Genomic DNA, 15,659 nt, shown 5'->3' on the forward strand with positions numbered 1-15,659 from the left:
GACATACGGCACCCATGCATGGGGTGCCGTAGTGATTTTGGATTGGCCTGTCACGGCCTTTTTCAGCCAAGGTAATCCGTGATGACACCTGCTGCCCGCGTTCAGGCCTCGATTGAAATTCTGGATGAAATTCTCGCCGGGGCCCCGGTTGAAAAGGCGCTGACCGGCTGGGCGCGGCGCAGCAGGTTTGCGGGCTCCAAGGATCGGGCAGCTATTCGCGATCATGTGTTTGACGCTTTGCGGTGCAAACGCTCGTTTGCTGCGTTGGGCGGTTCCGGAACTGGCCGCGGCCTGATGATCGGCGCCATTCGCGCATCGGGTGAAGACCCGGTTGAGTTGTTTACCGGCGACCGCCACGCGCCCGAAGCCCTTCAAAATGACGAAGTATCAAGGGATTTTGCATCCGAAGCCGAGAGATATGATTTTCCCGACTGGCTGTGGCCAAAGTTCGTCGCATCCTTGAATGATGCCGCCGTTCCTTGCGCACTGGCATTGCAGGAACGCGCTCCGGTTTATCTGCGGGTCAACTTGTTGAAAACGGATGTAGCCCGGGCGATTGATGCTTTGGCGACCGACGGTATTTCAGCCCGTCCAACGCCGATATGTGAAACCGCTCTGGAGGTGACAGAGGGCGCGCGTCGGATTGCGCAAAGCCAGGAATACGCTCAGGGTTTGGTCGAGCTTCAGGATGCGGCAAGTCAGGCGGTTGTTGCTTCCTTGGATCTGCGCCCTGGAATGCGCGTTTTGGACTATTGCGCTGGGGGTGGTGGCAAGTCGCTTGCGATTGCGGCCAACAAGGGTGTCGAAGTATACGCTCATGATGTGAACGCGCGCCGAATGAAGGATATTCCAGCGCGGGCAGAACGGGCAGGGGCCAGAATAACCCTACTGAACAGCGCAGATCTTGCCAATCACGGGCCTTTTGACGTCATTTTGGCCGACGCCCCGTGTTCCGGCAGCGGTTCGTGGCGGCGCGCACCAGCAGGCAAATGGGCATTGACTGAAGACCGTTTGCAAGATCTCACGGTCATCCAAGCTGACATTCTTGCACAAATCACGCCGTTGGTCCAAGCAGGTGGAGTGCTGGCATATGCAACATGCTCGGTTCTTGCCGACGAGAACGATGCGGTTGTCGACAGGTTTCTGGCGCAACATGCGGGCTGGCGTGAAACCTTCCGGCAGGCATGGCAGGTTACGCGCGGGTCCGACGGGTTCTTTACGTCACACTTGACGCGCTGATCTTTCGATAAATACAACCTTGGGTAGCTAACTTGTTTTTTAACGCCGTTAGGCGAGTGTTAACCAATTCTACCTGTTATTACCGCAAAACCTGTGCCCGAGCCGTTTATGCCTGACATCACTGAATTTGTTCCAGCCCCTTCAGCCGCCAATACTCCATCGGTGTTTCGGATCGGGTCGTTGGTGTTTGTGGCGCTGTTGATCAGCCTGGCACCTGCGGTTGGGTTTCTGCCGTCGGATTGGACAAAGGGTTTGCTGGCAACAGGCATTTCCCTTTTGGTTGTGGCGCTTTTGTTTGGGATCAAGGGGGCGATTACGAACAGGCATTTGCAACAGATATCAGCCCTTTTGGCCGCTTTCGCAGAGCGCGAGGATACTCCGGTCGTGATCTCAAACGGGTATGGTGACATATTGGCCGCGAACGTCCTGGCGGACAAAAAGTTGGGGGCCATACGAGGCGAAAACCTAGCCCGCTGTTTGCGCTCCAGGTTTGCTAACCCTTCGGCGATCTTGTTGAGCCTACAATCGCGGGCGCAATCCACAGGAAGCGCCCAGAGCGAGTTTCCCGGTGGCGATCGGACTATTTCGGTTTCCGTGCACCGATTGCGGCCGGGACTGTTCTACTGGAACTTTAGCTGTGTTCAACAGGATAGCTGGCAAACCCTTGGCTTGCCGGTCGTAACCCTTGGACGCGCAGGTGACGTATTGCGCGTCAATGCCACGGCCGAGCGTTTGTTTGGTGCGCACCCTGCCAGGGCGCAGGATATTTTCAGCGAAGCCGAACCGCGGACCGGGGCTGTCAACGCAGTCAGGACCCGCGATGGTCATGTTCTGGCAGCCGTGTCCGAATTTTCTCAATCCGGGTCGGAACGAAGCCTTTGTTTGTTACCGATTACGCAGATGCCCGTACAGGATGCGGTCATGTCCTTCTCTGACCTTCCGGTTCCAATCCTCAGACTTTCCGAGGACGGCATCATTCTGGACAGTAATCGGCTGGCGGCGAAACTGTTGGGAAAGAAGCAGCTTGAAGGCAGTAACATCAGCGACATCATGCGGGGCGTGGGGGGGCCTGTGCTGGATTGGTTGAAACGAACCGAGGCGCATGAAGAAACGCAGCGATCAGAGTTTTTGCAGTTCATTAGGGACGACAAGGAAATCTTTGTTCAAGTCACCCTGAGCCGTGTGTTTGTCGATGGAAAGATATGCCTGATCGCGGTTCTGAACGATGCGACTGAACTGAAGACGCTCGAAGCTCAATTCGTTCAGGGCCAGAAGATGCAGGCCGTGGGGCAATTGGCCGGAGGTGTTGCACATGATTTCAACAACCTGCTGACGGCCATTTCCGGTCACTGCGATCTGCTGCTGTTGCGCCATGACCAGAATGACCCGGACTACGGGGATTTGGTGCAGATCAATCAGAATGCCAACCGGGCCGCCGCGCTGGTCAGTCAGCTTTTGGCGTTTTCGCGAAAACAGACCCTCAGGCCCGAAGTGTTGGATCTGCGTGACACGATATCGGATCTTATTCACTTGCTGAACCGTTTGGTTGGCGAGAAGGTGCAATTGACGCTGAGCCACGATCCGGTGCTCAAACCCGTGCGGGCGGACAAGCGTCAACTTGAGCAGGTGCTGATGAACCTTGTCGTTAACGCACGAGATGCCATGCCGGACGGTGGTGAAATTCGCATTGAAACCAGTGTGTTGACCCTTTTGCAGCCTCTCATGCGGGACAGGGCAACCGTACAACCGGGCGACTATGTGACAGTCAAGGTTGTGGATGGCGGTGTTGGTATCCCAGCAGATAAGCTGCAGAAGATTTTCGAACCCTTCTACACCACGAAACGAACTGGTGAGGGCACCGGGTTGGGGTTGTCAACGGCCTACGGGATCGTAAAGCAAACCGGTGGGTTTATCTTTGTCGACAGCGCAATTGGACGGGGCACCGAGTTCACTGTCTTTCTTCCGGTTTGCGCGACGACGTCCGAGGTCGAAACTGAATCGCCAGTCCAGCCCGTAGCCCAGAGCGCCAGGCAGGGCGAAGGCGTGGTGCTGCTGGTCGAGGATGAGGCGCCTGTTCGCGCCTTTGCGACCCGCGCCCTGCGGCTGAAAGGTTACACCGTGCTCGAGGCGGACTCGGCGGAAGAGGCGCTTCGACTGCTTGAAGATTCCGCGTTAAGTGTTGATGTATTCGTCACAGATGTTGTCATGCCAGGAATGGACGGGCCCACTTGGGTGCGCAAGGCCATGGAGACGCGCCCGGATGCGCGTGTGATTTTCGTGTCCGGGTATACCGAAGGCGTTTTCGGTGATACCGGTCCGGATATTGCCAACTCAACCTTCCTGCCCAAACCGTTTTCCCTCAACCAATTGACAGAGGCTGTGTTTCAACAACTCAACTGATGGATCACAATGCGGCTTTGTGCAGCGCAAATTCTTCCGGGCAGGCATTTCGAAACTTCTGTTCGGTAGCAGGTGACAGATGCAAATCTCCCGGAGGCGATACGTTTTCGCGCTTCAGGTCGATCTGCATGTCCAGACGTGTTTGCAGAAAGTCCAACACCTTGTCCTGATGTTCGTATTTGAAGATATGACGAGCGCCAGCACTGTCGTTGCGGGTACGGAAGAATTGCGCCTGGCTGCCGACATTTGCGAACTCGGGACGTGTGTCCAGCAAATAGGCTTGAACGAATGCGTCAAAACTCATGTCACGTGTCGAGCGCGGTTGACCTATCAAGTCTTCACGACTGCGAAACCGGTACCAGCTGCCCAGCCAATCCAACGGCTCGCGCACAACGGCCATAATTTCCATCTCGGTATCAAACAGTTTTCGAAACATGGTCTGGAAAAACCGGTCATACCGACGCACCGGGGCGTGTTTCAGCTCTGGCGGATGTGTCACGATGAGATCGGCCCGGTCACGCAACGCCGTGTGATAAGCCGTGCTTCCGGTCTTGGGGACTGAAAGAAAAGCAAGTCGTTCTTTATAAAAAACAAGCATTTATCGGTTCCCAAGGTTGCCATGCTTCTTATGCAGATTGTCGTAAACGACTCTTTAACACAATTGCAGAAGACTGATTTCTGTAAGTTTTAGTTGAAATGTTCTCTTTTTGATCTCATAAGGAACAAGAGGCGAACAAAGCAGCGATTGCCGCCCGATTAAGGGTGTGACAAAAGGGAAGGCGACAGGACAATGGCGGATCTTCTGACAATGAGCGACAAGAAAAACGCAGACAAGCAAAAGGCGCTCGACAGTGCGCTGGCCCAGATCGAACGGCAGTTCGGCAAGGGGTCGATCATGAAGCTGGGAGAAGATGCCCGGCAGGACATCGAGGCGAGCTCGACCGGGTCGCTGGGTCTGGATATCGCGCTGGGTATCGGCGGGCTGCCGATGGGGCGTATCGTTGAGATTTACGGGCCTGAGAGCTCGGGTAAAACGACTTTGACCCTTCATTGCATTGCTGAGCAGCAAAAGCGGGGCGGAGTTTGCGCGTTCGTAGATGCGGAACACGCTCTGGACCCGCAATATGCCCGCAAGCTGGGTGTTGATCTGGATGAGCTTTTGATCTCGCAGCCTGACACCGGTGAACAGGCGCTTGAAATCACAGATACTCTGGTACGCTCGGGCGCAGTCAATATGGTTGTTGTCGACTCGGTCGCTGCCCTGACGCCGAAATCGGAACTCGAAGGGGACATGGGAGACAGCAGCGTGGGTGTTCAGGCCCGGCTGATGAGCCAGGCAATGCGCAAACTGACAGGCTCGATCAGCCGTTCGAACTGCATGGTCATCTTCATCAACCAGATCCGGATGAAGATCGGCGTGATGTTCGGCAGCCCGGAAACCACAACCGGTGGCAATGCGCTGAAATTCTACAGCTCGGTTCGGCTGGATATCCGCCGGATTGGCGCGATCAAGGACCGGGATGAAGTGGTCGGGAACCAGACCCGCGTCAAAGTTGTGAAGAACAAGGTCGCACCGCCGTTCAAGCAGGTCGAGTTCGATATCATGTATGGCGAAGGCATCTCGAAGATGGGCGAATTGCTGGATTTGGGTGTCAAAGCCGGTGTTGTCGAAAAGTCCGGGTCCTGGTTCAGCTATGGTGATGAGCGGATCGGGCAGGGGCGTGAGAACGCCAAACAATACCTGCGGGAAAACAGCCGGGTGGCGCTGGACATCGAAGACAAGATCCGCGCAGCGCATGGACTGGAATTCGATATGTCGCCAGGCGTTGCCGAGGATGACGATATTCTGGAGGCCTGATGTCCTGAGGTGGGTAACCCCTGACATCTGCGCAAAGACTGTATCACTTGAAACAAGGCGGCCTGATCGGGTCGCCTTGTTTCGTTCCTGAGTGCCTCTGCTGTGGACACTCACCTGACGGGGGGCTAAACCAACGGAGACCAAGATATATGTGCGCCGAGAGAGCCCTATGCCAACCCTGAACGACATCCGATCGACTTTTCTGAACTACTTTGAAAAACAAGGGCATGAGGTCGTCGCGTCCAGCCCGCTGGTGCCGCGCAATGACCCGACACTAATGTTCGTGAACTCAGGCATGGTGCAGTTCAAGAACCTGTTTACCGGTCTGGAAACCCGCGATTACAAACGCGCCACCACGGCCCAGAAATGTGTGCGTGCGGGCGGCAAGCACAACGATCTTGACAATGTTGGCTATACGGCGCGTCACCATACGTTTTTTGAGATGCTGGGAAACTTTTCATTCGGGGATTACTTCAAACATGAAGCGATCCCTTTTGCCTGGGAGCTGATCACCAGGGAATTCGGTATCGACAAGACCCGCCTGTTGACCACCGTCTATCATACTGATGATGAAGCCTTTGAAATCTGGAAAAAGGTCGGTGTGCCCGAGGACCGGATCATTCGCATCGCCACCAATGACAATTTCTGGCAGATGGGTCCGACCGGACCTTGCGGCCCGTGTACCGAGATCTTCTATGATCACGGCGATCACATCTGGGGTGGCCCTCCGGGTTCACCCGAGGAAGATGGCGACCGGTTCATCGAAATCTGGAACGTCGTTTTCATGCAAAACGAGCAGTTCGAAGATGGCTCGATGGTCGAGCTTGACATGCAGTCCATCGATACCGGTATGGGGCTTGAACGGATTGGGGCGCTGTTGCAGGGCAGCCATGACAATTACGACACCGACTTGTTCAAAACCTTGATCGAGGCTTCGGCAGATGCGACCGGTGTCGACCCCTATGGCGACCAGAACGTGCATCACAGGGTGATCGCGGATCACCTGCGGTCGACCTCGTTCCTGATTGCAGACGGTGTGATGCCCAGCAATGACGGCCGGGGATATGTTCTGCGCCGGATCATGCGCCGCGCCATGCGCCATGCGCACCTGCTGGGCGCCAAGGATCCTGTCATGCATCGCCTGGTGCCTACGCTGGTGCAGCAGATGGGCGGGCATTATTCTGAACTGAAACAGGCGCAACCGCTTATCGAAGAGACGCTGCTGCTGGAAGAAACTCGGTTCAAGCAGACGCTGGACCGTGGTCTGAAGTTGCTGGATGATGAGGTTTCAGGGCTTTCTGAGGGGGCGCCCCTGTCAGGTGAAGCGGCCTTTAAGCTTTACGACACGTATGGCTTCCCACTGGATCTTACGCAGGATGCGCTGCGTGAAAAGGGCCTGAGCGTCGACACGGACGGTTTTGACACCGCGATGGCTGAACAGAAGGCCAAGGCACGTGCCGCATGGGCCGGGTCAGGTGAAGCAGCGGATCAGGTTGTATGGTTTGATGTGCTGGATACCGCCGGTGCGACGGATTTTCTCGGCTACGATACCGAGAAAGCCGAAGCGCAGGTTGCCGCTTTGGTTGTTGATGGCGCAATGGTCGACAAGATCGACGCGGGCAACAGCGGTTGGGTCGTCGTGAACCAGACCCCATTCTACGGGGAGGCCGGTGGTCAGGTCGGTGATACTGGCGCGTTGCGTCGGCTGGAGGATCGCGATCACCTGAGCCGCGTGGAGGACACGAGGAAGTTTGCCGACGGCAAGGTCTATGCTCATAAGGTGGCGGTTCAAAGCGGAGTCATTTGCAAGGGCGACGCGGTAGAGCTTGAAGTTGATCACGCCCGCCGTTCCGCCATTCGCGCCAACCATTCGGCCACGCACCTGCTGCATGAAGCGTTGCGCGAAACGCTGGGTGATCACGTGGCGCAGCGCGGCTCGCTGAACGCGGCGGATCGTTTGCGGTTTGACTTCAGTCATTCCAAAGCGCTGAGCCTGGAGGAAATTCAAAAAGTCGAACGTGAGGTGAACGATTTCATCCGCCAGAATTCGATCGTTGAAACCCGGGTCATGACACCTGACGACGCGCGCGCATTGGGCGCGCAGGCCTTGTTCGGCGAGAAATATGGTGACGAGGTTCGTGTCGTCTCCATGGGCAAGGCGCCAACAGGCAAAGGCCATGACGGCGATACGTGGTCGATAGAACTCTGTGGCGGTACACATGTGCGCCAGACAGGTGATATCGGCACCTTTGTTGTGTTGGGTGACAGCGCCAGCAGTGCAGGTGTGCGCCGGATCGAAGCGCTGACCGGGGATGAAGCCTTCCGCTATCTTTCGGCACAGGATCAACGTCTGGCTCAGGTCGCATCAGAACTGAAGGCGCAACCGGACGACGTTGTGGCGCGCGTGAAAAGCCTTCTGGACGAACGCAAGGCTTTGCAGAATGAAGTGGCTCAGTTGCGCCGGGATCTGGCTATGTCTGGTGGGGCCGGTCAGGGCGGTGGTGCCGAGGCGCGGGACGTAAATGGTGTGAAATTCCTGGCGCAAGCCCTTAGCGGTGTTTCAGGCAAGGACCTCCCTGCGTTGATCGACGAACACAAAAGCCGCCTTGGATCGGGTGCGGTGCTGCTGATTGCGGATACGGGCGGCAAGGCGGCCGTTGCAGCTGGTGTGACGGAAGATCTGACCGGACGAATTTCGGCGGTGGATCTTGTAAAAGCGGCCGTGATCGAGTTGGGCGGAAAAGGCGGCGGCGGCCGTCCTGACATGGCCCAGGGCGGCGGCAAGGATGCATCAAATGCAGAGGCGGCAATCAAGGCCGCACAACAGGTTTTGGGAGGATAATATGGCTGCTCTTTGGATTGCGCATGTCACGGTGACGGACACTGAGGCGTACGGCAAATACGCTGAACTGGCCGGACCGGCCATCGCCAAGCACGGGGGCGAGTTTATCGCCCGTGCTGCGCGGTACGTTCAGCTGGAAGGCAAGGAACGTCCACGAAACGTGGTGGCCCGCTTCCCGACGCTGGAGGCTGCGGTTGATTGCTATAACTCGGATGACTACCAGCAGGCCCTGAATCACGCGCGCGGCGCAAGTGAACGTGAACTGGTAGTGGTCGAAATCACGGAGTGAACTTCGGGTTTAGTATCCAAGATACTGATAATTCCGAAAAAACTGACGGTGAATAAGCAAGATTCGGCTTATGTCCTGTTCAGTTCATAAAGATTAGCCCGCGACAGCGGGCTTTTTTTGTTTAATAGTTTTATTTCAATCGCTTACCCTTCAACGCTCCCGCTCTGTCGAATGGTTCTTGGCTGAATTGTGGCCGCGCCAACAAAATTCTTACGTGAAATTGTCAGAATCTCGGACGAATTTTCGCCCCGTTTCCTTTGCAGGGTCTCAAAAGATTGCGCGAAACGCCTGATCACAGATAGTTTCAAGAAACAGAATGTGGTGCAGTTGGACATGCAATCGTTCGAAGAACATCGGATCGGGGAACTCGCATGATTTCATTCGCGAATTTAGCCAAGAGGTGTGTTGCCGCTCTTGCATCGGCTGCGGCGCGCGCATTGGGTATCTGCACCGTGTGTATCGGCGTCATCGCCTCCGCACCTGTCGCGCAGGCATCCGACGGCGTCTTTATCCCTATCGTTGCGTCTTCACCTCCGCCCTCAGGCGCAATCAACCTATGCAACCAATATAACTGGGCTTGCACTGCAAAACGCTCGGTCACGTTGTCCAGCCACCAAGAGCTGACGGTGGTAAATCAGGTGAATCGCCGCGTAAACGCGTCGACCCGTGAAGTTACTGATCAATCCCAGTACAAAACGCGCGAGCGATGGGCCTTGCCAACACCCAGAGGCGGTGATTGTGAAGACTTTGCATTGTTGAAGAAGAGGGATCTGATCCATGCCGGGGTTGATCCAAGTAAGCTTTTGATTGCCACCGTTCTGGACACACGCCGGACACCTCATGCGGTTCTGGTCTACCGCTCGGCGCAGGGCGACCTGATCTTGGACAATCTCACAAACCGGATTAAACCCTGGACAGCTACGCGCTATTTGTTCCTGCGCATGCAAGATCCGAAGCGGCCCAGTCAATGGGTCGGCGTTTACGGGCGCAGCTGACCTCAGTGGTATATTTACATACCCAAAATCTTGCCCTTGGACGCAGATTTGGTCTGCGCCCAAGAGAGTAGTCTTTGTCCTGTCGCTTGGACGGATTAATCCGAACGTTTTGCGTATCGACGTATTCTAGCCCCGATGCCACGACCAGCAGAGTTTTTTCTATCGAATACGCTCCGCATTCCTGAGGCCGGTTCGCTGGTATTCGGTTTCGTCTCTATCGGTCTTCTTCTTGCTCTTCCCCACCGGGCTCTTCACCACCGGGCTCTTCACCACCGGGTTCTTCCCCACCGGGTTCTTCGCCGCCGGGTTCTTCGCCACCGGGCTCTTCACCACCGGGCTCTTCCCCACCGGTCTCTTCACCACCGGGCTCTTCCCCACCGGTCTCTTCCCCACCGGGTTCTTCCCCACCGGGTTCTTCCCCACCGGGTTCTTCCCCACCGGGCTCTTCCCCACCGGGCTCTTCACCACCGGGCTCTTCCCCACCGGTCTCTTCACCACCGGGCTCTTCCCCACCGGGCTCTTCACCACCAGGCTCTTCCCCACCGGGTTCTTCACCACCAGGCTCTTCGCCACCGGGTTCTTCACCACCGGTTGGGTTACCGCCACCGCCATTGGGGGGCGTGCCATTTTCCTGGGAAGGTCCGTCGCCGGATCTCTGGTCTGAGACACCGATCGATGCGGTCGGGAAGTCACTTAGCAGACCTGCCAGCGGGGCGCATTCTGCACCGACGCGCGCCAGGATCTGATCGAAGTCATGACGGCGTTGAATGTAGCGGATCATGCCGGATGTCACAGCATCGCATTCGCACAAAACCTGAGCGGACGCAGCGGATTGCCGTGCTGTTGCAACTGTACACGTCCCAGCGGCAAAGGTTTCACCGGCAGGTGAAAGCAGAAAAGTTGTCGCAACAAAAAACAGTGGAAACTTGCGAGCTCTATTACCCATTTTGAACTCCTTGGAACTCGATAACTAAACTACGTCCTTCTTTGCACCATTCCCGTATCGGTGTTTGTGAAGGACGTCACACTTCTGACGTGTTTTGACCATAATTCGAGGGCGCCTACAATATCTTGTTGGTGAGGCCTGGGGCGGAAATTTGCAACCATGCGGAGAAAGGTGTTAGTTTTCAAATTAAAACCGGGCATGGAGCCCGGTTTTTCTGATTTCGTCTTTTGTCGTATTGGAAGCAAATATGCCACACTAATGCCATTGTTTCCGTTTGGTCAGTTTGCAACCTGAGAGTGTTCTAGGCAGATTTGGCCATCCGCTTACGCTCGTGCGGGTCAAGAAAACGCTTCCGCAGGCGCACCGCGTTTGGTGTGACTTCCACCAGTTCATCATCGTCGATATAGGCAATTGCCTCTTCCAGTGAGAACTGAATATGCGGCGTCAGGCGGACCGCGTCGTCGGATCCACTGGCGCGCACGTTTGTCAACTTCTTGCCTTTGAGCGGGTTCACTTCCAGATCGTTGTCTCGCGAGTGTTCGCCGATCACCATACCCTGATATACGTCTGTTTGCGGACCAACAAACATACGGCCACGCTCTTCCAGATTCCACAGCGCATAAGCCACAGCCTGACCTTTCTCCATCGAGATCAGAACGCCTGCGCGACGGCCCGGAATTTGCCCCTTATGTGGCGCCCAATCGTGGAACACACGGTTCAGTACGCCGGTACCGCGCGTGTCGGTCAGAAATTCGCCGTGGTAACCAATCAGACCACGGGACGGGACATGGGCGATGATCCGCGTCTTGCCAGTACCAGCCGGGCGCATCTCGACCAGTTCACCTTTGCGGGCGCCGGTGATCTTTTCGATAACGGAACCAGAATATTCGTCATCCACGTCGATAGTGACTTCTTCGATAGGCTCAAGCCGCTGCCCGCCTTCCTCACGGAACAGAACCTGCGGGCGCGAGATGCTAAGCTCAAAGCCTTCTCGGCGCATGTTCTCGATCAGAACGCCCATTTGCAGCTCGCCGCGGCCCGCAACTTCGAACGCCTCGCCGCCGGGGGTGTCGGTGACACGGATGGCGACGTTCGACTCGGCTTCCTTCATCAGGCGGTCTCGAATGACGCGTGATTGAACTTTTTTGCCATCACGGCCTGCCAACGGAGAATCATTGATACCGAAGGTCACGGTAATGGTCGGTGGATCGATGGGCTGCGCGGGCAGGGCCTCAGTGACCTGAGGGGCAACCAGTGAATCCGCTACGGTGGCTTTGCTCATGCCAGCGATGGTCACGATGTCGCCTGCTTCGGCTACATCAATGGGCTGCTGGGCCAGTCCCCGAAACGCCAGGATTTTCGTGGCGCGGAAGTTTTCGATGACCGAACCATCGCGGCTGAGCGCCTTGAGGCTGTCGCCAGCCTTCAGCGTGCCGCTTTCCACACGACCGGTCAGGATACGACCGATGAAGGGATCACTGCCCAGTGTCGTGGCCAGCATGCGGAAGGGTTCATTTTTGTGATCGACCTGCTTCGGGGCAGGGACATGATCGACGATCAGGTCGAATAGCGCGCTCAAGTCCTTGCGGGGGCCGTCCAGCTCCATATCCGCCCAGCCCGAACGGCCCGAGGCGTACATTGAAGGGAAATCCAGCTGGTCGTCATCCGCGCCGAGATTGGCGAACAGGTCAAAGCATTCGTCCAGCGCGCGATCCGGTTCGGCATCCGGCTTATCGACCTTGTTCAGAACCACGATCGGGCGTAGGCCCAGCGCCAGTGCCTTGGACGTTACAAACTTGGTCTGGGGCATCGGGCCTTCTGCGGCGTCCACCAACAGAACAACACCGTCGACCATGCTGAGAATGCGCTCGACCTCGCCACCGAAATCGGCGTGGCCAGGGGTGTCGACGATATTGATGCGCGTGTCTTTCCACTCAACCGAGGTGGCCTTGGCCAGGATGGTGATGCCGCGTTCACGCTCCAGGTCGTTACTGTCCATGGCGCGTTCCGCGACGGCCTGATTTTCCCGGAATGCACCGGATTGTTTGAGCAGCTCGTCCACCAGGGTCGTTTTGCCGTGGTCCACGTGAGCGATGATTGCGATGTTGCGCAGGTCCATGAGAGGTCAGCCTTTGAACGGGAAGTTGCCGCGCGCATAACGCGGCGCGGCAAAATATACCAGCCCTAACCGGCCTTCAGTGCCCGGCAGTCTTTGAAAAGAGGTGAATGATCAGGATTCCGGACAATATCAACGTCAACCCCAGGATCGCAGGCCAGTCCAGCCTTTGGCCGAACACGATGAATCCGATCACGGCGATCAGGAATATACCGAGACCGGACCAGATTGCATAAACAATACCGACAGGCATGAATTTCAGCGTTAGCGCCATGAGGTAAAACGCAAACGCGTATCCAACGACAACGATCACGGATGGCCAGAACCGCGAAAACTGCTGGCTGGCTTGCAAGGCCGTCGTGCCAATGGTTTCCGCCAGCACTGCCAGTAACAGATACAGATAGGCTTGGGGCATTTGAGTACCTCGAAAAGGGTGGGTCGGGTGGCTTGGTGGCGATTTTCGTGAGTGAAATACGTCGACCGCCATGCAGTCTACAAGATTACCTTGGGTCAGGTATACCTGACTGTTTTTTCAATCGAATGAATGTAATATTTGCCCTATATTTTTTATTTTTGTTAATGAGTTTTGAGCGATGACGTTATTTGCGAAATCAATCATATTTGCTTCGGGTCTGATAGTGGCGATTGGGTGGCTTGCTGACGGGGGGTCCGTCGAAGTGAATGCAGCCAACGTGGTTCAACAGTTTGATGGTAGTAGTGTTTTTTGAACGCCGCTAGAAACCAAGCAAGAAAAAAGGAGCCTTCAGGCTCCTTTTTTTATGTTTGAGGATCGGGTGTTTCGACATGTTCAAAATGCACAACCAGTTGCGGTTGCAGCCAGTCCCATAGCTGAGGCGCTCCCGCTGCAATAGCTGGTCGGACACGCGTTACAATCTGGTCGAATTTCACTTTGTATTCGACCCATGATCCGCCACCTGTTTCCAGATTTGCTATGGGTGTTTGAAACCGGTCAACAGCCTTTGCAAATCTGGCTTCCGGGGTTTCAGCCGCCTCAAACTCGCGCCATAGTTCAGTAAATGACCTGTGTTGACAGTCAGGCAGAAGGCCAAACAGTCGTTTGGCGGCGGCCTGTTCCTTGGCTTCTTGTTCCGCGTGGTCGACATGTCCGTGGATCGGGTGGTCGCCCGCGTCGATTTCGACAACATCATGCAAAAGCAACATCTGGAGGATTCGGTCCACTTGAACATCCGAATGCGCGTATTCCGACAATACCCAGGCGTAGAGCATGACATGCCACGAATGTTCCGCCGAGTTTTCGAACCGGTCACTGGCCATCAGGCGTGACGCGCGCAGAACGGATTTCAACTGATCCGCTTCTGTGAGAAACGCCAATCTTTTCGTGAATGCATCTTCCTGATGGTCCGAGTTGGTCAATAGGTTTGTGGCATGCTGATGGGCCAGTGGAAACGCATGGGCCAGGTAAGCTGCGCGCCCTCCCGCCAGGTTCGACTGCGCAATTTCCACATGATCGTGTCGCGGGTCGGTGGCGCACAGAACCTGAAACAGCGGCTGGCAGCGATCCAGAATCTTGGCGAACCGGGCATCCGGGGTCTGGTCCGCCTCGAACTCGTGCCAGAGAGAAAGAAATTCCTGTGCCTGTTCGTCGGGCAACAGGCCAAACAATTCCTGTGCTGCGGCCTGTTCAGCCTTGGCCAGGGTATCCCAATCCGTGTTGAGGTGAATCGGGTGATCACCTGTCACGATCTCGACCAGATCATGCAGTAGCAACATGCGGATGACCCGGTCGACCGAGATGTCCGGCCCAGCCAGCGGCGCCATGACCATTGCCCACAAAGCCAAGTGCCAGCTGTGTTCGGCGGAGTTTTCGGGCCTTGACTGGTCAAGCAGGACATTTGCCCGCTCGACCAGTTTCAGATTGTCGGCCCGTTTCAGAAATGCGACCTGCGCAACCAGGCGATCGGTCATTGCTTTTCAATCGCCTTGAGTTTCGCGCGATGCGAAGCGAGGCGCTTGATCACGAATTGTCTGGCCTTGCGTTCAGCCAGACGCACGCGGATTTCTGTCAGGAAAGCCTCTTCCAGAGATTGAGACGCCGCACCAAGAACTTCACCCACTTCCACAAAGAACCGGTCTTCGCCGGTTTCGTCCATGACCTTCATCGTATCTTCGGCCAGTTTGGCCGCGAGCGATGTGATGGTGTCGGACATTAGCGGGTGTTCTCGGTCAGCCGACGTTTCACATAGTCGCTGACATCTGTGATCAGCGTGTCCATGTGGCGATCCTGGAAGAAATGATCCGCGCCCTCAACCTCGTTATGGGTGATCGTGATCCCTTTTTGCTCGTGCAACTTGTTGACCAGCGCGGTGGTATCCGCTGGTGGTGCCACACGGTCAGCCGATCCGTTGATGATCAGGCCCGAAGACGGGCAGGGCGCAAGGAAGGAAAAGTCATACATGTTTGCAGGCGGCGACACGCTGATGAAACCCGTGATTTCGGGGCGGCGCATCAGCAACTGCATTCCAATCCACGCCCCAAACGAAAAGCCCGCAACCCAACAGTGTTTCGAGTTGTTGTTCATGGATTGCAGGTAATCCAGCGCAGATGCCGCATCGCTCAGCTCGCCTACGCCCTGATCATATTCACCTTGGCTGCGACCGACGCCGCGGAAGTTAAAGCGCAGCACTGTGAATCCCATGTTGTAAAAGGCATAGTGCAGGTTATAGACCACCTTGTTGTTCATGGTCCCGCCGAACTGAGGATGCGGGTGAAGCACGATAGCGATCGGTGCGTCTTTTTCCTTTTGCGGGTGGTAACGGCCTTCCAGGCGGCCTTCGGGTCCGGGAAAAATCACCTCGGGCATGTGTGCTTTGGTCCTGTCATTTTCGTGCGGGCATCCGGATATACTTGACTATAATCGTCGGACACCTTAGAACGGTTCTAATTACATTGCTTGGCGCAATCGCGCTGTCAGTCGGAGATACGCACTGGCAGC

General features: G+C 56.0%; 13 protein-coding genes. 6 read left to right on the plus strand and 7 right to left on the minus strand.

Features of this window, described 5'->3' with window-relative positions; all coding sequences use genetic code 11:
• Positions 1 to 81: 81 nt before the first annotated feature.
• Positions 82 to 1,239 carry an RsmB/NOP family class I SAM-dependent RNA methyltransferase gene (locus AC2FPW_RS02730; RefSeq protein ID WP_496812483.1) on the plus strand — a complete coding sequence of 386 codons (1,158 nt, stop codon included), beginning with the start codon at positions 82 to 84 and terminating at the stop codon, positions 1,237 to 1,239.
• Positions 1,240 to 1,347: 108 nt separating this feature from the next.
• The gene (locus AC2FPW_RS02735) at positions 1,348 to 3,639 is read left to right on the plus strand and encodes an ATP-binding response regulator (protein WP_496812484.1); all 2,292 of its coding nucleotides are present in this window, start codon (positions 1,348 to 1,350) and stop codon (positions 3,637 to 3,639) included.
• Positions 3,640 to 3,643: 4 nt separating this feature from the next.
• Here AC2FPW_RS02735 and AC2FPW_RS02740 read toward each other — a convergent pair whose 3' ends face one another.
• Complete coding sequence (locus AC2FPW_RS02740; protein WP_480480866.1) at positions 3,644 to 4,237, minus strand: sulfotransferase family protein; 594 nt, start codon at positions 4,235 to 4,237, stop codon at positions 3,644 to 3,646.
• A gap of 192 nt (positions 4,238 to 4,429) precedes the next feature.
• On the opposite strand from AC2FPW_RS02740, the gene recA reads away from it, so the two are divergent.
• The 4 genes from recA (at position 4,430) to AC2FPW_RS02760 (ending at position 9,623) form a co-directional block, all read left to right on the plus strand.
• Positions 4,430 to 5,497, plus strand: a complete 1,068-nt coding sequence (recA, locus tag AC2FPW_RS02745) for a recombinase RecA (RefSeq protein WP_267366220.1) — start codon at positions 4,430 to 4,432, stop codon at positions 5,495 to 5,497.
• A gap of 169 nt (positions 5,498 to 5,666) precedes the next feature.
• The gene (gene alaS, locus AC2FPW_RS02750) at positions 5,667 to 8,339 is read left to right on the plus strand and encodes an alanine--tRNA ligase (RefSeq protein WP_496812485.1); all 2,673 of its coding nucleotides are present in this window, start codon (positions 5,667 to 5,669) and stop codon (positions 8,337 to 8,339) included.
• A gap of 1 nt (position 8,340) precedes the next feature.
• Positions 8,341 to 8,628 carry a DUF1330 domain-containing protein gene (locus AC2FPW_RS02755; RefSeq protein ID WP_480485606.1) on the plus strand — a complete coding sequence of 96 codons (288 nt, stop codon included), beginning with the start codon at positions 8,341 to 8,343 and terminating at the stop codon, positions 8,626 to 8,628.
• A gap of 371 nt (positions 8,629 to 8,999) precedes the next feature.
• Entirely contained in the window at positions 9,000 to 9,623 is a 624-nt protein-coding gene (locus AC2FPW_RS02760) for a transglutaminase-like cysteine peptidase (RefSeq protein ID WP_480480872.1), read from the plus strand.
• Positions 9,624 to 9,782: 159 nt separating this feature from the next.
• Here the strand turns inward: AC2FPW_RS02760 and AC2FPW_RS02765 are convergent, their stop codons facing one another.
• The 6 genes from AC2FPW_RS02765 to AC2FPW_RS02790 form a co-directional block, all read right to left on the minus strand.
• On the minus strand, positions 9,783 to 10,250 hold the full coding sequence (locus AC2FPW_RS02765; RefSeq protein ID WP_496812486.1) for a histone H1-like repetitive region-containing protein: 468 nt from the start codon (positions 10,248 to 10,250) through the stop codon (positions 9,783 to 9,785).
• A gap of 620 nt (positions 10,251 to 10,870) precedes the next feature.
• Positions 10,871 to 12,688: a translational GTPase TypA gene (gene typA / locus AC2FPW_RS02770; protein WP_480564718.1), complete on the minus strand. Its 1,818-nt coding sequence runs from the start codon at positions 12,686 to 12,688 to the stop codon at positions 10,871 to 10,873.
• Positions 12,689 to 12,764: 76 nt separating this feature from the next.
• Entirely contained in the window at positions 12,765 to 13,100 is a 336-nt protein-coding gene (locus AC2FPW_RS02775) for an SMR family transporter (protein WP_267366185.1), read from the minus strand.
• Positions 13,101 to 13,462: 362 nt separating this feature from the next.
• A complete protein-coding gene (locus tag AC2FPW_RS02780; RefSeq protein ID WP_496812487.1) occupies positions 13,463 to 14,632 on the minus strand; it encodes an HD domain-containing protein in 1,170 nt (389 codons plus the stop codon).
• Positions 14,629 to 14,874 carry a hypothetical protein gene (locus tag AC2FPW_RS02785; RefSeq protein WP_267366187.1) on the minus strand — a complete coding sequence of 82 codons (246 nt, stop codon included), beginning with the start codon at positions 14,872 to 14,874 and terminating at the stop codon, positions 14,629 to 14,631. The genes AC2FPW_RS02780 and AC2FPW_RS02785 overlap by 4 nt, the downstream gene beginning before the upstream one ends.
• Positions 14,874 to 15,527 (minus strand): alpha/beta hydrolase, encoded by a 654-nt coding sequence (locus tag AC2FPW_RS02790; RefSeq protein WP_170424714.1) that lies wholly within the window; start codon positions 15,525 to 15,527, stop codon positions 14,874 to 14,876. Before AC2FPW_RS02790 ends, AC2FPW_RS02785 begins: the two co-directional genes overlap by 1 nt.
• Positions 15,528 to 15,659 lie beyond the last annotated feature (132 nt).

The sequence above is a fragment of the Ruegeria sp. SATB027 genome (assembly GCF_059613825.1).

Coding starts and splice junctions, on each gene's coding strand:
- AC2FPW_RS02765 (WP_496812486.1), bottom strand. CDS start 10,250: ATGGCACGCCCCCCAATGGCGGTGGCGGTAACCCAACCGGTGGTGAAG.
- AC2FPW_RS02775 (WP_267366185.1), bottom strand. CDS start 13,100: ATGCCCCAAGCCTATCTGTATCTGTTACTGGCAGTGCTGGCGGAAACC.
- AC2FPW_RS02790 (WP_170424714.1), bottom strand. CDS start 15,527: ATGCCCGAGGTGATTTTTCCCGGACCCGAAGGCCGCCTGGAAGGCCGT.
- typA (WP_480564718.1), bottom strand. CDS start 12,688: ATGGACCTGCGCAACATCGCAATCATCGCTCACGTGGACCACGGCAAA.
- AC2FPW_RS02780 (WP_496812487.1), bottom strand. CDS start 14,632: ATGACCGATCGCCTGGTTGCGCAGGTCGCATTTCTGAAACGGGCCGAC.
- AC2FPW_RS02755 (WP_480485606.1), top strand. CDS start 8,341: ATGGCTGCTCTTTGGATTGCGCATGTCACGGTGACGGACACTGAGGCG.
- AC2FPW_RS02740 (WP_480480866.1), bottom strand. CDS start 4,237: ATGCTTGTTTTTTATAAAGAACGACTTGCTTTTCTTTCAGTCCCCAAG.
- AC2FPW_RS02785 (WP_267366187.1), bottom strand. CDS start 14,874: ATGTCCGACACCATCACATCGCTCGCGGCCAAACTGGCCGAAGATACG.
- AC2FPW_RS02760 (WP_480480872.1), top strand. CDS start 9,000: ATGATTTCATTCGCGAATTTAGCCAAGAGGTGTGTTGCCGCTCTTGCA.
- alaS (WP_496812485.1), top strand. CDS start 5,667: ATGCCAACCCTGAACGACATCCGATCGACTTTTCTGAACTACTTTGAA.
- recA (WP_267366220.1), top strand. CDS start 4,430: ATGGCGGATCTTCTGACAATGAGCGACAAGAAAAACGCAGACAAGCAA.
- AC2FPW_RS02735 (WP_496812484.1), top strand. CDS start 1,348: ATGCCTGACATCACTGAATTTGTTCCAGCCCCTTCAGCCGCCAATACT.
- AC2FPW_RS02730 (WP_496812483.1), top strand. CDS start 82: ATGACACCTGCTGCCCGCGTTCAGGCCTCGATTGAAATTCTGGATGAA.